The organism is Mucilaginibacter flavus (genome assembly GCF_030409315.1).
GTDB lineage: Bacteria > Bacteroidota > Bacteroidia > Sphingobacteriales > Sphingobacteriaceae > Mucilaginibacter > Mucilaginibacter flavus.
Genome location: NZ_JAUFPS010000018.1, coordinates 1 through 23,350, shown reverse-complemented (window position 1 = coordinate 23,350; position 23,350 = coordinate 1). Strand labels below are relative to the sequence as shown.

25 protein-coding genes and 1 tRNA gene are annotated in these 23,350 nt (G+C 41.5%); 11 read left to right on the top strand and 15 right to left on the bottom strand.

What is annotated here, in order from left to right; all coding sequences use genetic code 11:
- Window positions 1-151 precede the first annotated feature (151 nt).
- Both QWZ17_RS06235 and QWZ17_RS06230 read left to right on the top strand, forming a co-directional pair.
- Window positions 152-2,239, top strand: coding sequence for a beta-galactosidase (locus QWZ17_RS06235; RefSeq protein ID WP_290304198.1), 2,088 nt, complete (start codon window positions 152-154; stop codon window positions 2,237-2,239).
- Between the two features lie 76 nt (window positions 2,240-2,315).
- The gene (locus QWZ17_RS06230) at window positions 2,316-3,158 is read left to right on the top strand and encodes an oxidoreductase (RefSeq protein WP_290304196.1); all 843 of its coding nucleotides are present in this window, start codon (window positions 2,316-2,318) and stop codon (window positions 3,156-3,158) included.
- Window positions 3,159-3,460: 302 nt separating this feature from the next.
- Here QWZ17_RS06230 and bshC read toward each other — a convergent pair whose 3' ends face one another.
- The 6 genes from bshC to rpmB all read right to left on the bottom strand — a co-directional run bounded on the left by bshC (window position 3,461) and on the right by rpmB (window position 8,693).
- Window positions 3,461-5,110, bottom strand: a complete 1,650-nt coding sequence (bshC, locus tag QWZ17_RS06225; protein ID WP_290304195.1) for a bacillithiol biosynthesis cysteine-adding enzyme BshC — start codon at window positions 5,108-5,110, stop codon at window positions 3,461-3,463.
- Window positions 5,111-5,243: 133 nt separating this feature from the next.
- Window positions 5,244-6,581: a 30S ribosomal protein S12 methylthiotransferase RimO gene (rimO, locus tag QWZ17_RS06220; RefSeq protein WP_290304194.1), complete on the bottom strand. Its 1,338-nt coding sequence runs from the start codon at window positions 6,579-6,581 to the stop codon at window positions 5,244-5,246.
- A gap of 122 nt (window positions 6,582-6,703) precedes the next feature.
- On the bottom strand, window positions 6,704-7,669 hold the full coding sequence (gene ftsY / locus QWZ17_RS06215; protein WP_290304193.1) for a signal recognition particle-docking protein FtsY: 966 nt from the start codon (window positions 7,667-7,669) through the stop codon (window positions 6,704-6,706).
- Window positions 7,670-7,908: 239 nt separating this feature from the next.
- Window positions 7,909-8,073 (bottom strand): DUF4295 domain-containing protein, encoded by a 165-nt coding sequence (locus tag QWZ17_RS06210; protein ID WP_290304191.1) that lies wholly within the window; start codon window positions 8,071-8,073, stop codon window positions 7,909-7,911.
- A gap of 95 nt (window positions 8,074-8,168) precedes the next feature.
- Window positions 8,169-8,351 (bottom strand): 50S ribosomal protein L33, encoded by a 183-nt coding sequence (rpmG, locus tag QWZ17_RS06205; RefSeq protein WP_022830075.1) that lies wholly within the window; start codon window positions 8,349-8,351, stop codon window positions 8,169-8,171.
- Between the two features lie 108 nt (window positions 8,352-8,459).
- Window positions 8,460-8,693, bottom strand: coding sequence for a 50S ribosomal protein L28 (gene rpmB / locus QWZ17_RS06200; protein ID WP_290304188.1), 234 nt, complete (start codon window positions 8,691-8,693; stop codon window positions 8,460-8,462).
- 263 nt (window positions 8,694-8,956) lie between these two features.
- On the opposite strand from rpmB, the gene acs reads away from it, so the two are divergent.
- The 3 genes from acs (at window position 8,957) to QWZ17_RS06185 (ending at window position 11,925) form a co-directional block, all read left to right on the top strand.
- On the top strand, window positions 8,957-10,858 hold the full coding sequence (gene acs, locus QWZ17_RS06195) for an acetate--CoA ligase (RefSeq protein ID WP_290304187.1): 1,902 nt from the start codon (window positions 8,957-8,959) through the stop codon (window positions 10,856-10,858).
- 300 nt (window positions 10,859-11,158) lie between these two features.
- Window positions 11,159-11,569, top strand: a complete 411-nt coding sequence (locus QWZ17_RS06190; protein ID WP_290304186.1) for a hypothetical protein — start codon at window positions 11,159-11,161, stop codon at window positions 11,567-11,569.
- Between the two features lie 170 nt (window positions 11,570-11,739).
- Window positions 11,740-11,925: a CsbD family protein gene (locus tag QWZ17_RS06185; protein WP_290304184.1), complete on the top strand. Its 186-nt coding sequence runs from the start codon at window positions 11,740-11,742 to the stop codon at window positions 11,923-11,925.
- Window positions 11,926-11,958: 33 nt separating this feature from the next.
- On the opposite strand, the gene QWZ17_RS06180 is transcribed toward QWZ17_RS06185, so the two are convergent.
- The gene (locus QWZ17_RS06180) at window positions 11,959-12,498 is read right to left on the bottom strand and encodes a Uma2 family endonuclease (protein WP_290304182.1); all 540 of its coding nucleotides are present in this window, start codon (window positions 12,496-12,498) and stop codon (window positions 11,959-11,961) included.
- Window positions 12,499-12,524: 26 nt separating this feature from the next.
- Between QWZ17_RS06180 and surE the strand changes: the two genes are divergently transcribed.
- From surE to lpxB, 3 genes are read left to right on the top strand one after another with little or no spacing between them, the layout of a single operon-like run.
- Window positions 12,525-13,298: a 5'/3'-nucleotidase SurE gene (gene surE, locus QWZ17_RS06175; protein ID WP_290304180.1), complete on the top strand. Its 774-nt coding sequence runs from the start codon at window positions 12,525-12,527 to the stop codon at window positions 13,296-13,298.
- 22 nt (window positions 13,299-13,320) lie between these two features.
- The gene (locus tag QWZ17_RS06170) at window positions 13,321-13,590 is read left to right on the top strand and encodes a hypothetical protein (RefSeq protein WP_290304178.1); all 270 of its coding nucleotides are present in this window, start codon (window positions 13,321-13,323) and stop codon (window positions 13,588-13,590) included.
- Window positions 13,587-14,699, top strand: a complete 1,113-nt coding sequence (gene lpxB / locus QWZ17_RS06165) for a lipid-A-disaccharide synthase (RefSeq protein WP_290304177.1) — start codon at window positions 13,587-13,589, stop codon at window positions 14,697-14,699. Before QWZ17_RS06170 ends, lpxB begins: the two co-directional genes overlap by 4 nt.
- 78 nt (window positions 14,700-14,777) lie before the next feature.
- On the opposite strand, the gene QWZ17_RS06160 is transcribed toward lpxB, so the two are convergent.
- The 4 genes from QWZ17_RS06160 to QWZ17_RS06145 form a co-directional block, all read right to left on the bottom strand.
- Complete coding sequence (locus QWZ17_RS06160; RefSeq protein ID WP_290304175.1) at window positions 14,778-14,945, bottom strand: hypothetical protein; 168 nt, start codon at window positions 14,943-14,945, stop codon at window positions 14,778-14,780.
- Window positions 14,946-14,984: 39 nt separating this feature from the next.
- A complete protein-coding gene (locus QWZ17_RS06155) occupies window positions 14,985-15,116 on the bottom strand; it encodes a hypothetical protein (protein WP_290304173.1) in 132 nt (43 codons plus the stop codon).
- 31 nt (window positions 15,117-15,147) lie between these two features.
- Window positions 15,148-15,324, bottom strand: coding sequence for a hypothetical protein (locus QWZ17_RS06150; RefSeq protein WP_290304172.1), 177 nt, complete (start codon window positions 15,322-15,324; stop codon window positions 15,148-15,150).
- 216 nt (window positions 15,325-15,540) lie between these two features.
- Complete coding sequence (locus QWZ17_RS06145; RefSeq protein WP_290304171.1) at window positions 15,541-16,737, bottom strand: MFS transporter; 1,197 nt, start codon at window positions 16,735-16,737, stop codon at window positions 15,541-15,543.
- 784 nt (window positions 16,738-17,521) lie between these two features.
- Between QWZ17_RS06145 and QWZ17_RS06140 the strand changes: the two genes are divergently transcribed.
- The 3 genes from QWZ17_RS06140 to QWZ17_RS06130 all read left to right on the top strand — a co-directional run bounded on the left by QWZ17_RS06140 (window position 17,522) and on the right by QWZ17_RS06130 (window position 19,289).
- Window positions 17,522-18,058 (top strand): GNAT family N-acetyltransferase, encoded by a 537-nt coding sequence (locus tag QWZ17_RS06140; protein WP_290304170.1) that lies wholly within the window; start codon window positions 17,522-17,524, stop codon window positions 18,056-18,058.
- 54 nt (window positions 18,059-18,112) lie between these two features.
- Window positions 18,113-18,186, top strand: a tRNA-Ala gene (locus QWZ17_RS06135).
- A 95-nt stretch (window positions 18,187-18,281) separates the two neighbouring features.
- A complete protein-coding gene (locus tag QWZ17_RS06130; protein ID WP_290304168.1) occupies window positions 18,282-19,289 on the top strand; it encodes a tyrosine-type recombinase/integrase in 1,008 nt (335 codons plus the stop codon).
- A gap of 191 nt (window positions 19,290-19,480) precedes the next feature.
- On the opposite strand, the gene QWZ17_RS06125 is transcribed toward QWZ17_RS06130, so the two are convergent.
- From QWZ17_RS06125 to QWZ17_RS06110, 4 genes are all read right to left on the bottom strand, one after another.
- Window positions 19,481-19,783 (bottom strand): hypothetical protein, encoded by a 303-nt coding sequence (locus tag QWZ17_RS06125; protein ID WP_290304165.1) that lies wholly within the window; start codon window positions 19,781-19,783, stop codon window positions 19,481-19,483.
- A 642-nt stretch (window positions 19,784-20,425) separates the two neighbouring features.
- Complete coding sequence (locus QWZ17_RS06120) at window positions 20,426-20,812, bottom strand: hypothetical protein (protein WP_290304164.1); 387 nt, start codon at window positions 20,810-20,812, stop codon at window positions 20,426-20,428.
- A 9-nt stretch (window positions 20,813-20,821) separates the two neighbouring features.
- Window positions 20,822-21,373, bottom strand: coding sequence for a hypothetical protein (locus QWZ17_RS06115; RefSeq protein WP_290304162.1), 552 nt, complete (start codon window positions 21,371-21,373; stop codon window positions 20,822-20,824).
- Window positions 21,374-22,164: 791 nt separating this feature from the next.
- Window positions 22,165-22,623 (bottom strand): helix-turn-helix domain-containing protein, encoded by a 459-nt coding sequence (locus QWZ17_RS06110; RefSeq protein ID WP_290304159.1) that lies wholly within the window; start codon window positions 22,621-22,623, stop codon window positions 22,165-22,167.
- Window positions 22,624-23,350 lie beyond the last annotated feature (727 nt).

Genomic DNA, 23,350 nt, shown 5'->3' with positions numbered 1-23,350 from the left:
AGGTACGCAATTTGCCGTCCTAATCCAACTGTGGCTTAATATGCATAAGAAAACCTATGTCCATCATAGAGTATTTACCATTTTTAATTATTGTGTGTTAAAAATACAATTAATTTGTACCTTCAATTATATAAACCAATACCACCCTTTTATGAACAAAAAATACCTGCCGGTTTTAATACTGCAATTACTTTTTGCTGCAAATGCGTTTGCGCAATATCCCAAAATGGATAAGCTGCTTTACGGCGTGGCTTATTATGATGAGTATATGCCTTATGAACGATTAGATAAGGACGTGCAGATGATGAAAGCTGCCGGGATTAACACGGTGCGCATAGCCGAATCGACGTGGGGAACGGTGGAGCCGCAGGATGGTGTATTTGATTTTACACATATCGACCGTGTGTTGGCTGCCATGCAAAAAGGAGGTATTAAAGTTATTGTAGGTACCCCAACCTATGCTATCCCTACCTGGATGGCCCGCAAACATCCCGAGATTTTAGCTATCACATCATCTGGCCAAAACCAATACGGGCCAAGGCAAAATATGGATATCACCAATGCCGATTTCAGGAGATACGCCGAAAGGGTGATCCGCAAAATTATGGAGCATGTGAAGGATAATCCGGCGGTTATCGGCTATCAGGTAGATAATGAAACTAAATCATACGGTACACAGGGGCCAAATGTGCAGGCGCTGTTTGTGAAGTATATGCAGGAAAAATATAAAACGTTGGATAACCTTAACGCGGTTTACGGCCTAAACTACTGGAGTAACCGCATCAATACCTGGGAGGATTTCCCGGCGGTAACGGGGAGTACCATTAATGCCAGCCTATCATCGGAGTTTGCCAAATTTCAGCGCCTGTTGGTTACGCAATACCTGGCCTGGCAGGCAAGTATTGTGCGTGAGTATAAACGACCGGATCAGTTTATTACGCAAAATTTTGATTTGGAATGGCATGGCTATTCTTTCGGTATTCAGCCCGATGTTGACCACTTCGCGGCATCAAAAGCGCTGGATATTGCTGGTATCGATATTTATCACCCCAGCCAGGATCACCTAACCGGGGTCGAGATTTCTTTTGGCGGGGATGTTACCCGTTCCATGAAACCCGGTAAAAACTATTTGGTAATTGAAACCGAAGCGCAGGGCTTTCCGCAATGGGTGCCTTACCCGGGGCAATTGAGGTTGCAGGCATTTAGTCACCTGGCATCTGGTGCTAATGGGGTGGGGTACTGGCCATGGCATTCCATCCATAACTCGTTTGAAACGTATTGGAAAGGTTTGCTGAGCCATGATTTTGAACCTAACCCGGTTTATGACGAGGCCAAAACCATCGGTAAAGATTTTGAGCGGTTAAGCCCCAGGCTCATCAACCTTAAAAAGAAAAACGATGTAGCCATATTGTTTAGCAACGAAGCGCTTACTGCCTTCAAAGCCTTTGGGTTTGGCTGGGGAGTGCGTACAGGCTATAATGACGTGCTGCGCCAACTATACGATGGATTGTACCACATGAATGTAGGCTGCGATTTTGTTGACCCGACAAGCAAAAACATGGAAGATTATAAACTATTAGTAATACCGCTGTTGTACGCCGCACCCGATAGTTTGCTGCAGCGCTTAAACCGGTATGTTAAAAATGGCGGTCATATTATTTACACTTTAAAAAGTGGCTTTTCTGACGAAAACGTAAAAGTGCGCACCACCCACCAACCCGGCATTATTGACGAGGCCTGCGGAATTTACTACAGTCAGTTTACCTCGCCGGAGAATGTGACTTTAAAGGGCGATGCATTCAATTTAAAACCCGAAGACAAAAAGGTAAATACCTGGATGGAACTCATCACCCCAACTACGGCCAAAGTACTGGCCTACTATGATCATCCGGTTTGGGGTAAGTATGCGGCCATTACCGAAAATACCTACGGCAAAGGTTTGGCTACTTACATAGGTTGCCTTACTACCGATGCCGTGACGGATAAGATATTAGCCGATGCCATTAAAAAAGTGGGACTATGGGGTAAAGACCAGCAATTGGCTTTTCCGTTAATTACCAAATATGGTGTTAACCAGGCTGGTAAAACGGTTCATTACTATTTTAACTACTCGGCTAAAGAAGTGAGTTTTACTTATCCTTATGGTAAGGGGAAGGAGCTTTTTTCGGGCAGCGCGGTAAGCAGTAATGCTACTATGCAGTTGGAACCCTGGGGTATGAAGATCATTGAAGTAAATTGATAACTAACAATGAAACTCGCCTGACAAACAATTTCGCCTTAAATCGTTTCTTTAGGTAACAAAACATAATACCACCATGAAAGATAAAGTATGGTTAATAACAGGTTGCTCTACCGGCTTTGGCCGCGAATTGGCGCAGCTTGTATTAAAACAAGGCTATAAGGCCGGCGTAGCATCGCGCAATACCGATGACGTGAAAGATATAGTAGCCGATTATCCCGATACAGCTATTGTGCTGAAACTGGATGTGACCAAGCCGGATGAAGTAACATCGGCCGTAAAAACTATTAAAGATAAATTTGGCACGATAGACGTGCTGGTGAACAATGCTGGTATAGGCTATTTTGGGGCTATCGAAGAAAGCGAAGACGATGAGGTGCGCCGCATGTTCGAGATCAATTTTTGGGGATTGGCGGCAATGACTAAAGCTGTATTGCCAATAATGCGGGCGCAACATAGCGGGCATATTCTTAATGTGGCTTCTATAGGCGGGCTGGTTGGCTTCCCGGCTGTTGGTTTTTATAACGCTACCAAATTTGCGGTAGATGGTTATTCCGAATCGTTATCAAAAGAAACCGCGCATTTAGGTATCAAGGTAACCGTAATTGCGCCAAGTGGTTTCCGTACAGATTGGGCAGGCCGCTCGGCCAATAACAGTAAAATTGTGATTGACGATTATAAGCAGTCTGCCGGGGCAAACAAAGATGCCATCCGTGGTTATAGCGGTAAACAACCCGGCGATCCGCAAAAAGCTGCTGAAGCTATTGTGAAAGCTGTAGAAAGTGAAAACCCACCACTACGTTTACTGTTGGGAAAAGCTGCCCTAAAAGGTGCCCGTAATAAGCTTGAACAATTGAAAAACGATTTTGACACATGGGAAGAAACCACAACCGGTGCAGATTTCCCTGAAGGGCAATAAGCGTACAAAATTCCAGATTTGCGAAGTTTTTAAAACTTCGCAAATCTTTGCTTCGTTAAGCAGTAAAATCGCTTTTAGAACTCAAGTCTTCATTTTGGGCTAAAGCCACCTGTATGGTTACTTTCATTAACCGTTGGCTAAAGCCAAATGGCCATGAATAAAAAAATCAGACTTGAAACTTATTTTTCAACTCATTGCCGTCCCATTTATGGGGCGGAAAAAGCAATAAGGAAGGTGGCTTTAGCCCAAAATGAACTATAAAAGTCTAAAAGCGGTTCTCGCTTAATTAAGTCTTTTAATATCTACTGCTCCGTTAGCACCGTAAACTCAAAGGCCAGCGGTTCAAAGTGCTTCACCAATTCGTCGATAAAGGATTGGCCCCATTTTACATACATCAAGCCAAAATTTTCTGTACGTTCCTGCAGGCTGTCTTTGGGGAAAAGTTCGGCCTTAACAATGGATAACTGCTCTAACCTTACCGCGTAATTGCGTTTTTCGGCTTTAACCAGTTTCTTTTCCAGGTTATCAACAGCATGTTTTAAGCGTGCCTGCACCGCCGCTGTTGATGGTGATAGGGTAGGATCTATTTTATAGCTACGGAGTTTTATTTTTTCAAACAGCGCGCTCATCTCCCGCCACTCTTCTTGTAGTGTTAAGTTATGGTTGCTATGTTTTTTAATCCAGAAGGTTTTGAGTTCGTCGGTTGGTTTAAACAAATCGGCAGTATCCAAATCCATGTGCTTCACTTTCGCGGCCTGCTCTTTTTTAACAATCAAGGCCGAGTTGCGTAAAATGAGGATAGGGAAATCAACCTTATAAAAGTCGAAATTGGATTTTAGCTCCAGCCAGTAAACTACTTCGGCACCACCGCCAATGTAGGCTATGTTTGGTAAAATGCATTCCTGGTACAGCGGTCGCATTACCACATTGGGGCTAAAGCGCTCGGGATAAGTGGCTATTTCTGCTCTTAATTCAGCCTCGGTAAAGCTTATTTCTGTATTCATTACCTGGTAGCTGTCCTGTTCAAAAACAATGCGTTCACGCAAGCTATCCTTCAGGTAAAAAAAGTTGATCTCGCGCGGATTAACCTGTATATGCACCCCTAACTTTTGCAATTGCTCGTTAGTGGCCATAATGTTTTTATAGCTGTTTTGGTTAATGATATCCTCAGTTATTATCGGCGCGAATTGTTGCTTAAATTCATGATCGTCGGCATCAATGATCACCAGGCCGTATTCGCCAAAAAGGGCGTTAACCAGGTAGCGGGTGGCATCGGCCAGTTTATCAAATTTTGTATAGGCGGTTTCTACAATGTTGGCAACCTCTCCGGCATGGCCTTCCATCCCTAAAACGCCTTTGTACTGGTTTAGCGCCTGGCGCATGGTATCGGGGTTAATACGCCCGGTAGCGCCCGAAGCCTCGTACCACCAATGTACTTTTTTGCCGCCTATGTTGGTGTAATTGATCTCGGCAAAATCATGGTCTTCGCTGGCCATCCAGTATACAGGCACAAAATTTTTATCCGGATGCGCTGCTTTTAATTGCTGTGCCAGTTTAATGGCGGTAGCAATTTTGTAAAGAAAATATAACGGCCCCGCGAAAATATTAAGCTGGTGACCGGTAGTAATGGTGTATGTGTTATCGAGCTTTAGTAGGTCTAAATTTTGAGCTGTACGAGGTTGTATGTTATAAGTTATACGTTTTAGGTCTGCTACACTTCCGGACTTTCCGACTTCCGGACTTTCCGACCTTTCCGCGTATTGCTTGCTTAAAACCCGGTGTAAAATTTCACGATCAGCAACCACTTTTTTTGTTTTCAAAAATTCGGCAAAACCGTCCATATCCGGGCGGTGACCGTAAAAGGGCTGCAGATCGGCCCGGTTTTCGAGGTAATCAATAACCGTGGGCGAAAAAAATCCGGTTTCTTTATAACTTATACAGGAGGCTTCCATTTTGATTTGGGATTTTCGGATGTTCGATTTCGGATTTGTTTAAATCGCCCATAGAACATCGGCTAAAAACTAAATATTGATCCGAAATTAGATTTTTAATCTTACTTCGATCATCGGAAACCGCAAAATAGAATTATTTTACAATATGTCCATAAAGATCAAAGTCTTCGGCACTGTCTACCTTTACGTTAACAAAGCTGCCAACAGTGGCGTAATCAATGCTGGCATCAATTAAAACCTCGTTATCAACCTCGGGCGAATCAAATTCTGTACGACCAACAAAATAATCGCCATCCTTTTTATCAACCAAAACTTTAAACGTTTGGCCAACTTTTTCTTGGTTTTTATCGAAAGATATTCCCTGCTGAATCTCCATAATCGCGTCGGCACGTTCCTGTTTTACTTCATCAGGTACGTCATCAACCAATGAATGCGCGTGGGTTTTTTCCTCGTGCGAGTAAGTAAAGCAGCCCAGGCGGTCGAATTTGGTATCCTCAACCCATTGCGCCATTTCTTCAAAATCACGTTGGGTTTCGCCAGGATAGCCGGTAATTAAGGTGGTACGCATAGCAATGCCCGGTACTTTATCACGAATCTGGTTTACCAGATCGATAGTTTTTTGTTTGGTAATGCCGCGGCGCATTGATTTAAGCATATCATCGCTGATGTGCTGCAAAGGCATATCCATGTATTTGCAAATGTTATCACGCTCGTTCATCACATCTAAAATTTCCATAGGGAAACCAGATGGGTAGGCGTACTGTAAACGAATCCACTCCACACCATTCACATCACTCAGGCGGCGAAGTAACTCATCCAGGTTGCGTTTGCCATACAGATCTAAACCATAATAGGTTAAATCCTGGGCAATTAATATCAACTCTTTAGTGCCGTTTTTAACTAAAGCCTGTGCATCTTTAACCAATTGATCAATAGGGGTGCTTAGGTGTTTACCACGCATCAATGGGATAGCGCAAAAAGAACACGGACGGTTACAGCCTTCGGCAATTTTAAAATAAGCGAAGTGCGATGGGGTAGTTAATAAACGCTCGCCAATTAACTCATGTTTGTAATTTGCACCAACAGAAGCTAATAAGTTTTGCAGATCGTTGGTGCCAAAGTAGGCGTCAACGTTGGTAATCTCAGCCTCTAATTCGGGTTTGTAACGTTCGCTTAAGCAGCCCGTTACTATCACTTTGCCAACTTTGCCCTGCTCTTTGAGCTCGCTGTATTGTAGTATGGTATCGATAGATTCTTGCTTGGCATTATCAATAAAGCCGCAGGTATTAATCACGATGATATCGTTTTTACCCACTTTTTCGGCCTCATGCACCACATCAAACTGGTTGCCTTTCAGCTGGCCCATCAGGATTTCAGAATCGTATATGTTTTTTGAACAGCCCAAAGTAACCACGTTAACACGGGGTTTAACTTGTTTAGCTACTGGCCTGGAAATTTCTTTTGTCTTCATAACACACTAATCAATGCAACGAAAAAAATGTCATTGCGAGGAACGAAGCAATCGCGAACTGTACAGGGTTGAATTGCGAGAGAAGAGATTGCTTCGTCGTTCCTCCTCGCAATGACATAGTTTTATTGTTTGAATAAGCTGTCAACAAAAGCCTGCCTGTCAAACAATTGCAAATGCTCTACACCTTCACCCACACCTATATATTTTACCGGAATTTTAAACTGATCTGAAATACCTATTACCACACCACCTTTTGCTGTGCCATCAAGCTTGGTTAGGGCCAGGGCGTTTACGTTGGTAGCTTCGGTAAATTGTTTGCATTGCTCGATAGCGTTTTGACCGGTTGACGCATCTAATACCAACAAAATTTCGTGCGGCGCGCCGGGGATTACCTTTTGCATTACGTTTTTGATTTTGGTTAGCTCGTTCATCAGGCCTACCTTATTATGCAGGCGACCGGCAGTATCAATAATAGCCACATCATCGCCATTGGAAACAGCCGAGCGCAGGGTATCATAAGCAACTGAAGCGGGGTCAGAACCCATGGCTTGTGCTACCACTTTAACACCTACGCGCTCGCCCCAAAGTTTAATCTGGTCAACAGCGGCCGCGCGGAAGGTATCGGCAGCGCCTAACACTACTTTATTGCCAGCTTGTTTTAGTTTATGGGCCAGCTTGCCAATGGTAGTAGTTTTGCCCACACCATTAACACCAACCACCATAATTACATAGGGCTTATGATCGCCATATTCAAAATTGCGAAAATCGTTGCTGTTATTTTCGGCAAGCAGTTTCTGGATCTCGTCTTTAAGCAGGGTATTCAGTTCGCCGGTGCCAACGTATTTATCGCGGGCCACACGCTCCTGTATACGCTCGATGATTTTGAGGGTGGTTTTTACGCCCACATCTGATGTTACCAGGATTTCTTCCAAATCATCCAGTACATCATCATCAACAGTTGATTTACCTGCTACCGCTTTGGTGATCTTTGAAAAAAAGCTATCCTTGGTTTTCTCCAAACCGGTATCAAGGGCTTGCTGCTCTTGCTGCGTATTTTCCTTTTTCTTAAAAAAATCAAATAATCCCATGTTTTTTGATGTGCAAATTACTATTGATGTGCAAATATGCAGATTTCAGATGTGCAGATTGTTGATATGCAAATGTGCAGATTTTAGATATGCAGATAATCACTATGCTGTAATAAGTGATACGTTTTTTGTCATTTGCACATCTGCATATCTGAAATCTGCACATCTGTAGCTACGCTACCAACAAAAAAAGCCCTCTCGTTAAAACAAGACGGCTTCAATATTTTGGTCAAAAGTTATTATATAGTTTTGCCCGCAATAGCATCCTTAACAGAATCGTTAGGGACAATTTGGGTTTTGAATGAATAAGCACCGGTTTTTGGTGATTTATTCATGGTGATAACTTTTGAATATTCTTTGCCTTTACCTGCTACTTTCAGTGTTGCAACTACTTTCTTTGCCATTTCTTTTAATTATTGAATTAGTGAATCCTTGAATTAGTGAGTTAATTTTCATTGAGGTGCTTAACGCAAATCAATCAATCAACATAATTCACTAATTATTTAATCTCTTTGTGAACAGTTACTTTCCTTAAAACCGGGTTGAATTTTTTCAACTCTAATCTTTCAGTTGTATTTTTTTTGTTCTTGGTGGTAATATAGCGAGACATGCCTGGCATACCGCTTGTTTTGTGTTCAGTACACTCTAAAATAACCTGAACCCTGTTGCCTTTTTTTGCCATTTTCTTTTTATGTTGTACGTATCACCATCACGGCTTACGCAATTTTTCAATTTTTTAACTGTACGCCTTAAGTTTTACATAGGAAGTAAAACCGCAACGTACACACTACTAAATGTATCCTTTTTTTACAAATTTATTGATACAGGCAGTAATGCCGTTTTTGCTGATAGTTTTTACAGCAGATGTAGATACCTTTAAGGTAATCCATTTATCCTCCTCAGGTATGTAAAACTTTTTAAGTTTCAAGTTAGGATGAAATCTACGTTTAGTTTTAACGTTTGAGTTAGAAACGTTGTTACCAACTATAGAGGCTTTTCCTGTTAGATCACAAATTCTTGACATGACAAATATTTTTAATTATCAACCCTTTATTTCAAAAGAGTTTGCAAATATCAGACTTTTAAATCAAATATTCAAGGGTGTTTTTAAAAATTGTGAAAATAAATCAAAAAGCCTCAGGCGGTTAACAAAATGAGCGTATCGTGCTTTATTTCAAGGCCCGTAAATGCTAAATTCAGGTACTTTTTAAATTATTTTAAAAAGATGGAAAATTTAATACCTACATCACACATAATTATTAAATTAGGCCCACCATTATAAACACTATGAAGATCACATCATTTGACGAATACAAAAGCGTATATAAACAAAGCGTGGAACAGCCCAAAGAGTTTTGGGCTGGCATTGCCGAAAACTTTCAATGGAAAAAAAAGTGGGATAAAGTGCTTGACTGGAACTTTAAAGATCCAAAGATCAAATGGTTCCAGGGTGCTAAACTCAACATTACCGAAAATTGCCTCGACCGTCATTTGGCTACCATGGGCGATAAACCCGCCATTATCTGGGAACCAAATGATCCGCAGGAAGATCACCGCGTATTAACCTATAAACAACTGCACGATAAAGTTTGCCAGTTTGCCAATGTGCTTAAAAACAATGGCGCAAAAAAAGGCGACCGCATCTGTATTTATATGCCGATGATTCCCGAGCTGGCCATAGCCGTGTTGGCTTGTGCCCGTATTGGTGCTATTCACTCAGTGGTGTTCGGTGGATTTTCGGCGCAATCAATTGCCGATAGGATCAATGATGCTGAGTGTAACATCGTAATCACTGCCGATGGCGGTTTCCGTGCCAATAAAGCTATCCCGCTTAAAACCACTATTGATGATGCCTTGGTTCAGTGCAAATCGGTAAAAAAGGTAATTGTATTAACCCGCAGCCGCACACCGGTATCTATGATTAAAGGCCGTGATGTATGGTGGGAAGATGAGGTTAAGAAAGTAGAAACACAAGGTAACCCCGATTGCCCTGCCGAGGAGATGGATGCCGAGGATATGTTGTTTATCCTTTACACATCCGGCTCAACCGGTAAACCCAAAGGCGTGGTGCATACTACCGGTGGCTATATGGTTTACACGGGGTATACTTTTGCCAATGTGTTTCAATACAATAAAGGCGAGGTGTATTTTTGTACCGCCGATATCGGGTGGATTACCGGTCACTCATATATTGTATACGGTCCGCTATCACAAGGGGCAACTACTTTAATGTTTGAAGGTGTGCCTACTTATCCTGATGCAGGCAGGTTTTGGGATATTATAGATAAGTATAAAGTAAACATATTATATACCGCGCCAACCGCTATCCGCTCTTTAATGAGTTTTGGCGAAGAGCCCTTAAAAGGTAAAGACCTGAGCTCGTTAACCAAATTAGGTTCGGTAGGCGAGCCTATTAATGAGGAAGCATGGCATTGGTACGACGAAAAAATTGGTCATGGTAAATGCCCTATTGCCGATACCTGGTGGCAAACGGAAAATGGCGGTTTAATGATATCGCCAATCTGTAACGTAACCCCAACCAAACCTGGTTACGCAACCCTGCCATTGCCGGGTGTGCAACCAGTTTTGGTTGATGAAAACGGAAACGTAATTGAAGGTAACGGTGTAAGTGGCAACCTTTGTATAAAATTCCCGTGGCCGGGTATGTTGCGTACTACTTATGGCGACCATGAGCGCTGCCGCACAACCTATTTTGCTACTTATGAGAATATGTATTTTACCGGTGACGGCTGCCTGCGCGATGAGGATGGTTATTACCGCATCACAGGCAGAGTTGATGATGTGCTGAATGTATCCGGCCACCGTATTGGGACTGCCGAAGTAGAGAACGCCATCAATATGCACAGCAGTGTGGTTGAATCTGCCGTTGTTGGTTATCCACACGATATTAAAGGGCAGGGTGTTTACGCTTATGTGGTTAGTCCGGATAAGCATGGCGACGAGGATATTACCCGTAAGGATATCATCATGACGGTATCGCGCATTATTGGCGCTATAGCCAAGCCGGATAAAATTCAGTTTGTAACCGGCTTGCCTAAAACACGCTCGGGCAAAATTATGCGCCGCATACTGCGTAAAATTGCCGAAGGTGATACAGCCAATTTAGGCGATACATCAACCTTGCTTGACCCCGCAGTGGTTGAAGAGATTAAAGCAGGAGCTTTGTAAAGGGAGCAAGGGTTTTTGGAGCAAAGAGTAAGGACTTTTGGATTGGCGGACTTTTGGACCTTTGGACAAAAGATTTTTGGATAAAGGAGCAAGGATAAATTTGACGATATTGAAAAAATGAATAACACAAGGGCGAAAGGGATTATAATAACTGGCTTTTGGGCTTTACTTTTTATTCCTTTTGTCCTTGTTCTTTGCTCCTATAATCCTTCATCCATCCCAAAGCCTGTTCCTTCCGCGCGATATAAGCTTGACTTTTTTACTTCCGAGAACCAGTTTTATTTATGCGATTCGGCTTTTGTGGCCGAGACCGGGGATACCAGTTTCTGGACTTCCCGTGCCTATAACGACAGACTGGCCATAGCCGATGATATTGTTGGTATTAGTACCGAAAGCTTTGGACATGTAAAAGCCGAACTGGACGTACTGGATGCGCCAAGCAAAGAAAAAGATTTTAAGAAATATGATCACGTGGTTGAGGGCGGCTTAAAACTCAGCTCGGGCATTATGATGATCCTTAATCACCCTGATCATAAAATCGAGTTAAAAGCTATTGTTACACCGGGCCGATACCGTGTCCGTATTTATTCTTACGACCTCAGAAACATCAACAGCCAGGAAGATGAAGGCCCCGATCATTATAAAATAGAAATCTGGACATCAAACGATATGAAGCGCAAAGTGCTTAAACAATTTGACGCTGAGGAATAGAATCAAGAGGCAAGAATCAAGAGTTAAGATTTTTTTTGTCATTGAATGAGGCCCTTGGCAGTACGACTAATTGCGCTTTCTTGAATCTTGATTCTTGTCTCTTGATTCTTTTTCCCCGAAACTATATATCTTTCCGAATGTTATCCCAGTATATCTAAATAAAAAACATCATGGATAAATTAGAATTAAAAGGCGGCTGGAACGAATTGAAAGGAAAAATCAAACAGGCTTACGGCGATTTAACGGATAACGATTTGATACACGAGGAAGGTAAAGACGATGAGATGCTGGGCAAGCTTCAGCAAAAGACGGGCAAATTTCGGGATGAGCTGGTGAAGTGGATAAACAGTTTGTAGAATTTTGAAAAGGCTCCGGAAATGGGCCTTTTTTTATGAAAATAGTTTTGGTAAATCGAATTTTAAACCTGGCAATATCACCGAATTGAGCGCTTCGTAAGATTTTTGATGTAGGTAATAAAAGCCATCTTTTAACAGATATAAATCGGCATTTTGCTGTATAGGATCAATAATGATGTATTCTTTTACACCGTACTTTTCATAAGCGTCTTTCTTTGGTCTAAGATCATAGTAGGCATTTTTCTCCCATAAAACCTCAACCACTATGTCTGGTGCGCCATAAATATAATCTTTTACAATATCGCGTCGCTCGTTTGAAATGTAAATGAAATCGGGTTGAAAAGAGTTTTGATCATCAAGAATAACCTCTATCGGGCCAGGAATGTAAATACCGTTGTCTTTGATACGATCTCCGTAATTAACAAATGCCGCTATCACATTCATTAAAGCTACTTGATGATCAATGGTTCTTGAAGGCCAATCGATAAGGCAACCATTAATATACTGGTAGGGAGCACCAATTGGCATCTGCATATACTCATCAAGAGTTATTTTCTTATCAGATGTCAGCATAAATCAAATATAACTAATTTCGCACAATGAAAACAGCTAAGCCCAATATTCTTGTTGTTAATGACGATGGCATAACCGCGCCGGGGATAAAAGTGTTAATAGAAGCTATGGCCCAAATTGGACGTGTAGTGGTGGTAGCTCCGGATAGTCCGCAATCAGGTATGGGTCATGCCATTACCATAGGCAAGCCTTTGCGTTTGGATAAGGTTGATCTGTATGAAGGTATCGAAATGTACCGTTGCTCGGGCACGCCGGTTGATTGCGTGAAGCTGGCGGTTAATAAAGTATTTAAAGGCCAAAAGCCAGATCTTTGCGTATCCGGCATTAATCATGGTTTAAATAATTCCATCAACGTGCTGTACTCCGGCACCATGTCGGCCGCGGTTGAAGGGGCTATTGAAAGTATTCCGTCCATAGGTTTTTCCCTGGATGATTATAACCTCGATGCTAATTTTAGCTACTGTATAAAATATATTAAAGAACTGGCCTTACAGGTTTTAACCAATGGCTTGCCTGCAAATACGCTGCTTAATGTAAACTTCCCCAATACAGCCGATATTAAAGGTATTAAAATTTGTCGCCAGGCCAATGCCAAATGGGCCGAAGAGTTTGATGAAAGGGTTGATCCGCACAAACGCCCGTACTATTGGCTTACCGGCGTGTTTCAACTCAATGATGGGGGAGAGGATACCGACGTTTGGGCATTGGATCATAACTACGTATCGGTAGTGCCGGTTCAGTTTGATATGACGGCGCATCACGCCATTCCGCTTTTAAATAACTGGACGTTTAATGTATAAGTTACTGTACTAAACAATATACATGCTTAAAAATAACAGCATCATAGCAGGCGTAATTGGTGGTTTAATACTGCCGGGCATCAGTCTGTTTGTTTTTTTGTACCTGCTAAAAGGAAATTTTTTAATTTTCAATAAGCCAGGTGTTCCGTATTTGGTAGCCATAGCGCTTAATTTGTTTATCACCAGGTATATTTATACTAAGGGGATGGATAAAACAGGTATCGGCTTTATATTGGTTACTTTTGTATTTATGGCCGCTGTGTTTTTACTTAAACTGCAACCCATTCAATGAAATATTACCTTGTAGCGGGCGAAGCATCGGGCGATTTGCATGGCGCTAATTTAATGAAAGCCCTTAAAGAGCGTGACGCTGCAACTGAATTTCGGTTTTTTGGTGGTGATTTAATGCAGGCCGAAGGCGGTACCCTGGTAAAACACTACGCCGACATGGCCTTTATGGGCTTTGTGGAGGTTGTTATTAACCTGAATACCATCCTCAAAAATATGAAAGCCTGCAAGCAGGATATTGCTGCTTACCAGCCCGATGTTTTGGTGCTGATAGATTTTCCGGGTTTTAATTTAAAGATAGCCGAGTACGCCAAATCTGTTGGGTTGGAGGTGTACTATTATATTTCGCCCAAAGTATGGGCCTGGAATCAAAAACGGGTACTGAAGATCAAAAAGATTGTTGATCATCTGTTTTGTATCCTGCCCTTTGAGGTTGAGTTTTATAAATCGTGGGGGATGGAGGTTGATTACGTAGGGAATCCTTTGTTAGATGCCATAAGCGCTTTTGAGCCTGATCCCGATTTTTTGCAGCAACATCAATTAACCGCAAAAAAAATCATTGCCTTGCTGCCCGGCAGTCGTAAACAGGAAATTACCTATCTGCTCCCTCAAATGCTGGCTGCGGCCAATCAATTTAAAGATTTTCAGGTTGTAATAGCCGGCGCACCATCTTTTAAGGCTGACTTTTACAGCCAGTTTTTATCGGATCAGAAAATTCCGGTAGTATTTAATGCTACATACGATTTGCTGACCAACGCTCATGCTGCCATTGTAGCTTCGGGGACGGCAACGTTAGAAACCGCTTTGTTCAATGTGCCGCAGGTAGTGGTTTATAAAGGAAATACGCTTACCATAGCCATAGCCAGGATGCTGGTAAAAATTAAATATATATCGCTGGTAAACCTTATTGTAAACAAGGGAATTGTTACGGAACTCATACAAGAGGATTGCAACGAACTTAAAATAGCTGCCGAACTTAACGCCATCGTCAATAATGAAGCAAGCAGAACAGCGATGCTTAGAAACTACGACGAACTTGATCAAAGAATGGGCCTCCCCGGCGCATCAGCAAAAACTGCCGGCCTGATCATCAAATACGCATCAAAAAAATAAAGCCCTGTTTTGGCAGGGGTCTATCGTTTTCATAGGTGTGATGTTGTAAAAAAATAGGTAGATGTAGATATATGTTGATCAGGCAGCTTTAAGCGTTTGCTGTGCGGCAACCTGTTGATTGTTTTTTCTGAATTGGTTTCTTGCTTTGAAGTTCCTAAGATCTTCCAATAAAATTTCCATTAATTCGTCGTCAAAGCGGGCAACTAATTTAGCTATGGCAGTGGTGTTTGTTTTAGAGGCTTTCATAGGTGGGGATGTTTATAGGTAAGTGTTTTTCAGTTTTAATTAAGCAGCATTTTGCAGTGTTTGATTGTTTTTAGCTTTGATAGCTTTCAAATCGCTCATTAATAAAATTCTTAATTCGTTATCAAAACGATCTACTAATTTGTTGGTTGCTGATTTTTTTGCGGTTTTCATAGTTTTAGTTTTTTGTATGTTTTAAATGTCTTTAGTTATCTTTCTTTTCAGTTTCCTGGTTTTCGGTGAGGTTGCCCTTGCGGCGTTTTGCCTCGTTGTATTGTCTTAAAATTTGCTCCTCGTCACGTGGGTCGGTAGTTTTTGTTGGTTCTACCGGATTGTCCCACTCCTTCTCGTCTTCTTTAACCGTTTTCTTTGTCGTTTCCATAACAGCTACGTTTGATAGGTACTATTCCAATCCTGTGCCAAAAATTTTGACAAACACGAAAAAAGTCATTACAACATCAGGTATTTTTTACAATTCCGTGTAAATAGCTGTATTTAAGCTGTTTTTATTTTGAAAATATTTTCAATTTTTTTTCTGAGAGTAGCACTGTAAACCAAAATAACTGTTCGGTTAGTATGCAATAGCCGAACACCTGCTTTAATTTCGTACGTTTTTACGATAGTTAATAAGATGCGCGGCGAGTGCTACAATTGATAAAAGAGCGCCTATAGCGCATACGCCGGCCCACTGGTAGTTTTTCCATACCTGGCTGGCCAAAAATGTACCCGAAGCGCCGCCTATAAAATAAGACACCATGTATACGGTATTCAGCCGGTTTCGAGCTTCGGGAATTAAAGCGAAGATGATAGACTGGTTGGAAATGTGTGTAGCCTGTACGCCCATATCCAATACTATTACACCTATCACCAGTCCAATGATACTGTGGCTTGAAAAGTAGAAGATAACAAAAGATACAAGCACTAATAATAAAGTATAGCCCGATAATTTATAGGAGTCCATCTTGTCGCTCAATCTACCCATTAGTCCAGCCGCTAATGCGCCAAATGCGCCTACAAGGCCGAAGGCGCCGGCAACAGCGCTACCTTCATTAAATTGCGGTTGTTTAAGCAGGAAGACCAGGGTAGTCCAAAAAGCACTGAAGCCTGCAAAACATAAAGCGCCCCTAAAAGCCGCCATCCTTAATTTAGGCTGGGTTTTAACCAGGTGAATTAAGGATTTCATTAAGCTTCCATAATTGCCTTTGTAATCGGGTTCAACCTCGGGCAAAAAGAAAAATATCATTAACCACATAGCCAGCATTAAGCCCGTGGCAATATAATACATGGCCCGCCAGCCAAAGTGTTCGCCCACAAAACCGCTTAGTGTGCGGGAGAGCAGTATTCCAATCAATAAACCACTCATTACAAAGCCAATTTTTTTGCCGCGTTCATTCGGTTTAGCCAAATGGGCCGCCATCGGAATCAATAGCTGCGGTATTACCGATGATACTCCAACTAAGAAACCAGCGATGGTTAATACGGTTACCGAAGGTGCGAGCGCGCTTGCAAGCAAAGATATAATCACCAACACAAAATCAATTAGGATTAACCGTTTGCGTTTAAGCATATCGGCAAGCGGAATAATGAATAGCAGACCTGTAGCGTAACCAATTTGAGTAAATAAGGATACCTGCTGCGCTTTTTTATCGGTAATGTTGAATGTGTGAGCAATATCGGCCAGTAGCGGTTGGTTGTAGTAGATATTGGCCACCACCAGGCCGGTAGCAATGGTCATGATCCATAACGTAAAATTTGTTAAGTGCGGGTGTGTTTTGGGCGATGCAGTAACAGTCATTGAGGGCAAAATCTAAATTTTTTGCAAAAATGACGATGCTACACTGAAATGATGCCTGATTAAAGTAATTTTTTTGACCAGGCAGCGCAATAACTTAATGAAGTATGAGTTTTAAATTATTGAAAAAAGTATGTAAATGACGCTGTTGATTTAGTGAAAAGCTGTTTTTGAGATCTTTTTTTCAAATAAATCTTAATTTTTGTTGATTTTATTAAATTTTACTCGATTTTTTTAATTTTTTAATATTTTTTCATGGATTATAATTTATAAATTAATCTTTTTTGAATTTTTTTAATAAAAAATCTATTTGTTGACAATAAATTTTACCTTATTTTATTTATAGTGTATATCGAAACTAAAAAATAAATTAATTGCCACTTTAATAAAGATTTATTTGTATTTTTGATAAACAAACAGCATAATAGACTTGTTGTAATAAAGGTTACAAAAAAAATACAAAATAAATTAGAATAATATAAAAACTTAGTGTTACTTTTACACCGTATTGCAAGAGCAACACAACATAAAAAAGTCTTCTCATAATTTAGGTTTATAATTGGTTAGTAAAGGCCCCTGCCCATCAGGGGCTTTACTTGTTTTATAGGGTTTTTGTAACTGAGCAAAGATTGTTAAAACAAAGAAGAAAGATTTTTTGGAAAAAAAGTTAAGTTCGATTTTACCATACGCTGGCTGGATGCCCCAATCAAAATCCCGTCTATTAGTTTCCAAATCCTTCGCCTGAAAATCTTATTCTCTTTTTATATTTATCAAATAGTAAAATGGTATGGAAAAAGAAAACTCCGCGTTAACCATCCGTTTGGCATCAATGGCCGATGCCTCGGGTATTTTGGATATTTATAATCATGCCATATTGAATACCACCGCGGTTTACAGTTACGAACCGCATACACTGGCCATGCGAGTAGCATGGATGGAGGATAAAGAACGGAGCGACATCCCCATTTTTATTGCCGAAATAGATGGAGTAGTGGCGGGTTTTGCAACTTATGGACCGTTTAGGGTATGGCCGGCTTATCAATACACTATTGAGCATTCTGTATATGTACATGAAGCGTACAGGCAACGGGGGATAGCTCAACAATTATTACAAAAGCTTATTGATACAGCGATGCAAAAGCGGATACATACCATTATTGCAGGTATTGATGCAGATAACGCGGCGAGTATCAAGTTGCATCATAAGTTTGGGTTTGAAGAAGTTGGAACCTTTAAGCAAGTGGGTTACAAATTTAACCATTGGCTCAATTTAAAGTTCATGCAATTGATCTTAAATAACAATTTTAGTCCCGATAAAAAATAAAATCAAATAGGATTTTATTTTTAGGGTTATTGTAATATATTTGCCACCCGCAACGGGGGATTAGCTCAGCTGGCTAGAGCGCTTGCATGGCATGCAAGAGGTCATCGGTTCGACTCCGATATTCTCCACTCAGACACTTAATGCACCTGGTAATCAGCTATTTAGCTACTCACCAGGTGCATACTCTGACAAAACTCTGCCACAAGCCCTCAATTTCGGGGCCATGAAAACGGCAGAAATCACCTACACAACCCCCAAATTATTCAAGGGAAAGAAGATTGATCTGGTTCCGAAAGGCTCCACAAAATCCCGCGAGGAAGCTAAACAAAGCTGGTACATCGAATTTTTCTTTTACGATCCGGCTACCCGTAACATGGAACGGTTCAGGTTTAGCAAAAATCTGAACAGGGTAAAAGACCCTAAAGAAAAACTTATCCTTTTCACCGAACTGTTGGAAACCTATACAGAAGCTTTATATGGCGGCTGGAGTCCGATTGACGAAAGAAGCAACGAAAAACTAAAGCGGCAGGTCGTTTCCTTATCCCTCGAAGAAGGTAAAGTTCTTTTTGAAGCTTATCACGAAGCTAAGGGCACCCGGAAAAAATCCATTCAATCCTATCTTTCTAAAGTTAAAATGTTCATCAACTATTACGGGGAACATAAAAAAGCCAACGAGATCAGCGATTATGAGATCACCCACTTTTTAGACCACCACGAGCGATCCGAAAAATGGATGGGTGTAACCTATAACAATGCCAGAATATCACTTAATAATTATTTCCGCTATCTAAAAAAGAACAAATACATAGAAATCAACCCTGTTACAGATACAGAAACGAGGCGGAAATTGGCGACAGAATCCCACCAGGTATTTTCCGACGACGATTTTAAATCTATTATTGACTGGCTGCAAGCCAATGATCCTTATTGTTTACTATTTGTTCGGATGATCTACTACACCTGTATCCGGCCCAAAGAATTGCGGCACCTGCAATTAAAGTTCATCAACTTAGAAAACGATACTATCACTATACCCGCATCTATCGCCAAGAACAAAAAATCATTGCCGGTACATATTGATGTGAGTTTAAGAAAAGAGCTTGATAAACTTAAGATTCCGAAATACCCCAGGGAGTATTTCCTGTTAGGCTCGTCGGATACTATTATAGCTGAACAGAAGATCGGTGAAAATAGCCATATGAGCGTTTTCAAAAGTGCCTTAAAGCTTTAAAACTCAAAGACAAAAACTACACGCTCTATTCCTTTAAGCACTTTTCCAATGTCAAGAAGTTTAAAGCAGGCTGGACACTGGCAGAAATATGCTCTGCGAACAGGCATAGCAGTTTGGTGGAAACAGAAACCTACCTGAAAGATTTATTAAAATTTGTTCAATCCGATAAGCTTATACCCGCTATATAACAGCTATTTCTTTTTCCTGACTGATCCCAAAAGGATTTCGGCCATAAACCGTTCTTTTTGGGATTTCTTTTTTAGATGCTTTGCCGGAAAGTGTAGCGTATGTATCTCACTGATCTTTTTGGTAATGTCAGAAAGCATGGGAAGCGACTTGATTAAACTGTCTAATTGCTTTTCTTTTTCATTGAGTTTGATAATAACCTCTATTAACCGTTGAAGGATCAATGTTAGTGGTATTTCTCCCAACTCTATTTGATTTAACAAGTCAGTGATGTCTAAATCATTTGGTGGTGTTTTTTCAGGCAACATAGTTATCGATTAAACTTTAAAGTTGCCACACAAACATTGAAATTTTTGGCAGTCCAGAAAAATGCCGAAAGATTAACAGTAACCAAACGGTCGCCAGCGGCTGAACCACGTGCATATAATTGGCGGCGCAGGCATGGGCAGTCAACCCTTTTGCGTAGCCTATTAGCCAAGATATCGCACAGAGTATTGGTTGCTGTGTGTTTGACCCTCATGGTGACTTAATTGATGTGGTATTAAAATCAATTCTGCAAGAACGCATACACGGTGTCTTGCTGATCGATCCCTCGGACAGTGACTATCCCGTCGGCCTCAACATCCTGCAAGACCATAGCGACATCGAGCGGAAGCAGCTGGCTTTTGATTGGTACCATTGTTTAAACGCTTTAATACGTCCTGGGCGACCAGCTATACAGCGTGCTTGCCAATGCCATCATGGCATTTTTATACAACACTTAGCCAGTGAATATTGGTGACTTACGAAAGTTCTTAATAGAACCTTCATTCCGGTCGACATTCCTTGAAAGCTGTACCGACGAGGAACTTGTGTACTACTAGTAGAAGGAATACCCGCTGTTAAAAACAACTTCCATTGGCTCGGTCCTTACTTCAAAAACAAGGCGACAATAGACCGCTTTGGTGTTGCTATGATATGAATGTCTTATCCGCAAGCTCCCAGTAGTTCATCCCCCCTATAAAAAGACAGGATATCTGCTTATCCCATTGTGTCCCGGCACAATTTTCATCAGTTAAATTAATGTTTTTACTTCTAGAGAGCCTTTTACAAATGGGAAATCTAATACATTCTTTTTCCCCTTTCTCTTCTTTCAACCTGGCATGAATAAGTTCTAGGGATAAAAGGATCCCCTTTTCCGTCAACGGTTTACCATTACTGCCCAACGGTTCCACCAAATCATTATCCGCGGAATCAATCGCCGGATAACTATAAAAATCCAGCAGTTCGTCCAGATCCTCCAGCTTACTCAAATCACGTTCATAAATAAAACGCAAAAGCGTCGAATCACCTGCCATTGCTTCGTACTAACAATTATCAATCACCTCTTTCAGGTGCACCGGCCTATAGCCCAGCAAGTCATCCAAGCGTTCAATAAAATCATCCATCAGGATCTGCATCATCTTCGCGTGGGGCATTTGCACACCGTTGAACGTCCTTCCATATTGCGTCATGTACCTTTGAAATAATGAAATACCATGCTCGTCCTGATCGACAGACCGTAGGATATCAAAAAAGGCGACACCCGGATTATCAAAGAACAAAGCAATATAGCAGATCGAAATCAATAATTTCTTGTTTTCCCTGATGTCCGGCCTGATCTCGTTACAGATTAACTGCGCCGCCTGGTAAAGGACTTCACTATGAGGTAATTCCGAATTGAACAACGATTGGACCAGGTGTGCCATGCCTTCTATCACACATGTATAACCGAATTTAAAACCCTTACTTAAAGCCCATTGAAGCGTAAAATCATATATACCAATATTTACCGCAGCATCATTTATTCTTGCTGTCTCAATATCTGAAAGGTTGTTATTACCGTTGCTGATACCACCCTTACCATGGCAATCACGCAAACATTTACCGCTACCGCAGATGATGGATCACTTGTTACCTATTATGGACAAATAGATACGTTCAAACATTAATTTACAGTATATTTGAAATTCACGCAGGCACCTTGCCTGCATTGTGATAAGGTTTAGGTTACAAAAGTCGGGCGCGAGGTTTCGACTTTTGTTGTTTAATAGCATCCGATATCACAAAAACAGGATAAAACAAACTACGAAACTGCATTTAATACGATTAGTATTTTCAATACCCCGAACACCTCTTATATTCGAATACCTAACTGTCACGACGATGAAAAAAGTTATTCAAATCTATTACTGCATTTTCTTTTTATTACTCACAGCAACAAGTTGCAACACTTACTATGTTGCCACAAATTCTGACCCGGTTACTTTGCAAAAAAGTGCAGAAGGTTTATCATGGCAAAGTCTTCGTTTTAATCGATTCTGTGCCCGCAGAATATTGTCCGGACTCGACCGTGGTGTGCTCTATAAGATAGGAGAAGACGAAATAAAACGAGACGACTTCAGTTATTTCTTGGAGAAGCCCGATTCAGATAATATCGGAAAAAACTATAAAATAACACGATATCCGTAATCGCACGCGTGAAATTCAACTTTGAACTTTATGAGGGCGAGTATCACAATGTAGACACCAAAGGGTATTGTTGGGGGCACAAACAATTTTCGCTTCCTGGTAACTTTTCCGTAACCCTGGGCAAGTTAGCAGCATGTCGAGGCTCGTTTCATAAAGTTGATGTTTTCTGTTACCCGTTTATTCATATTAAAAAACACCCCTATGCGGGGTGTTGAGTAAACTTGATTGGCAATTGTTGCCATACCTCTTCGATCAGTTGTCTCGTGCTGGGATAGGCTACAGACTTGCCCCGTTCCCACCGCGTTGCAGCATCAACAGAAATAGATAGCCGCTTTGCGCATTCCTCAAAGGTGAGGCCGTGGCAATAGCGTACCTGTTTGAGTTTTCCGGCAATGCTATCCGTTTCGTGGTCAAGAGGGTAGTAGCCAAGAAAGGCAATGATTGCCGGGTAGTGGCGTACCTGCGGATGCGACCGCCCGTTCTCCCAGTACGTGAGCGTATCCTCGGCAACGTGCAGCTGCTCGGCAACCTGCTTCTGCAATAGCTTGCTTGCAATCCTCTTTTTCCTGATGTGCTCACCGATAGTCTGCGGATTTGGGTTATATTGCGGAACATTTGGCTTTTTAATAACTTTGTTCTTTGAAAGAAATGTTCTCACAGGGANAAATGCGACCGTTTGGCGTACAGATTGTTAATCGAAGTCTGAAAAAGCTAACAATTCCCGCAATAGAGAAAAAACTTCGATGTAGTATCCTTTAGGGGCACTATCCAGCTGGCTACTAAATTAATACAAAAAAATTGCGGAATTGATAAATAGTATTATTTTTGTTACAGGCTAAACCAAAGTCTTGTCACACCAATGAAAAAAACCTCCTTTTTGCCGTTACCGGCGCATGCCGCGCCTTGTTTCTGTACTGTTTTTAGTTGTTCATCCGAAAAGCGGACCGGTTCGTCGTTAATCATGCGCTCTCCGGTATCAATCCAGGCTCACAGAGAACTCCATTACCCAGATAGCAGGCAAGGCTCGGGGCAGCTTTGCTCCTTGGCCTGAAAAATGGGTATTCCTTGCCAAAGACGGTCAGTGAACCGTCCTTTGGACGGCATGCGGGGCTCTCCAGCAGGGTGGCTGCGCCTGTCGACGTCCGGACCACGCGTCGTCTAAGACACGCATTCCTATAGCAGTCTTAAATCACACTAAAGAATACAGCCTTGTTTGGGGCTTAAGCAGAACAAATGAAAAATAAATATTATAAGCGCACATTGGTTATACTCGTGCTGGCATACTTACTGCCGACAAATCTTAGGGCCCAGACAGCTGATGAAGCCAATGAGTACAATAAGGTATCGATTGCCTCCCCCACGGCCGGCTCCCTGGCTAAGTTCGT

Excerpts from the sequence above, each read along its gene's own strand:
- QWZ17_RS06185 (WP_290304184.1), top strand. The coding sequence starts at position 11,740 with ATGGATAAATTAGAATTAAAAGGCGGCTGGAACGAATTGAAAGGAAAA.
- rimO (WP_290304194.1), bottom strand. The coding sequence starts at position 6,581 with ATGAAGACAAAAGAAATTTCCAGGCCAGTAGCTAAACAAGTTAAACCC.
- QWZ17_RS06160 (WP_290304175.1), bottom strand. The coding sequence starts at position 14,945 with ATGAAAGCCTCTAAAACAAACACCACTGCCATAGCTAAATTAGTTGCC.
- rpmG (WP_022830075.1), bottom strand. The coding sequence starts at position 8,351 with ATGGCAAAAAAAGGCAACAGGGTTCAGGTTATTTTAGAGTGTACTGAA.
- QWZ17_RS06145 (WP_290304171.1), bottom strand. The coding sequence starts at position 16,737 with ATGACTGTTACTGCATCGCCCAAAACACACCCGCACTTAACAAATTTT.
- QWZ17_RS06210 (WP_290304191.1), bottom strand. The coding sequence starts at position 8,073 with ATGGCAAAGAAAGTAGTTGCAACACTGAAAGTAGCAGGTAAAGGCAAA.
- ftsY (WP_290304193.1), bottom strand. The coding sequence starts at position 7,669 with ATGGGATTATTTGATTTTTTTAAGAAAAAGGAAAATACGCAGCAAGAG.
- QWZ17_RS06140 (WP_290304170.1), top strand. The coding sequence starts at position 17,522 with ATGGAAAAAGAAAACTCCGCGTTAACCATCCGTTTGGCATCAATGGCC.
- surE (WP_290304180.1), top strand. The coding sequence starts at position 12,525 with ATGAAAACAGCTAAGCCCAATATTCTTGTTGTTAATGACGATGGCATA.
- acs (WP_290304187.1), top strand. The coding sequence starts at position 8,957 with ATGAAGATCACATCATTTGACGAATACAAAAGCGTATATAAACAAAGC.
- lpxB (WP_290304177.1), top strand. The coding sequence starts at position 13,587 with ATGAAATATTACCTTGTAGCGGGCGAAGCATCGGGCGATTTGCATGGC.
- bshC (WP_290304195.1), bottom strand. The coding sequence starts at position 5,110 with ATGGAAGCCTCCTGTATAAGTTATAAAGAAACCGGATTTTTTTCGCCC.
- QWZ17_RS06120 (WP_290304164.1), bottom strand. The coding sequence starts at position 20,812 with ATGGCAGGTGATTCGACGCTTTTGCGTTTTATTTATGAACGTGATTTG.
- QWZ17_RS06230 (WP_290304196.1), top strand. The coding sequence starts at position 2,316 with ATGAAAGATAAAGTATGGTTAATAACAGGTTGCTCTACCGGCTTTGGC.
- QWZ17_RS06180 (WP_290304182.1), bottom strand. The coding sequence starts at position 12,498 with ATGCTGACATCTGATAAGAAAATAACTCTTGATGAGTATATGCAGATG.
- QWZ17_RS06125 (WP_290304165.1), bottom strand. The coding sequence starts at position 19,783 with ATGTTGCCTGAAAAAACACCACCAAATGATTTAGACATCACTGACTTG.
- QWZ17_RS06130 (WP_290304168.1), top strand. The coding sequence starts at position 18,282 with ATGAAAACGGCAGAAATCACCTACACAACCCCCAAATTATTCAAGGGA.
- QWZ17_RS06170 (WP_290304178.1), top strand. The coding sequence starts at position 13,321 with ATGCTTAAAAATAACAGCATCATAGCAGGCGTAATTGGTGGTTTAATA.
- QWZ17_RS06235 (WP_290304198.1), top strand. The coding sequence starts at position 152 with ATGAACAAAAAATACCTGCCGGTTTTAATACTGCAATTACTTTTTGCT.
- rpmB (WP_290304188.1), bottom strand. The coding sequence starts at position 8,693 with ATGTCAAGAATTTGTGATCTAACAGGAAAAGCCTCTATAGTTGGTAAC.
- QWZ17_RS06150 (WP_290304172.1), bottom strand. The coding sequence starts at position 15,324 with ATGGAAACGACAAAGAAAACGGTTAAAGAAGACGAGAAGGAGTGGGAC.
- QWZ17_RS06155 (WP_290304173.1), bottom strand. The coding sequence starts at position 15,116 with ATGAAAACCGCAAAAAAATCAGCAACCAACAAATTAGTAGATCGTTTT.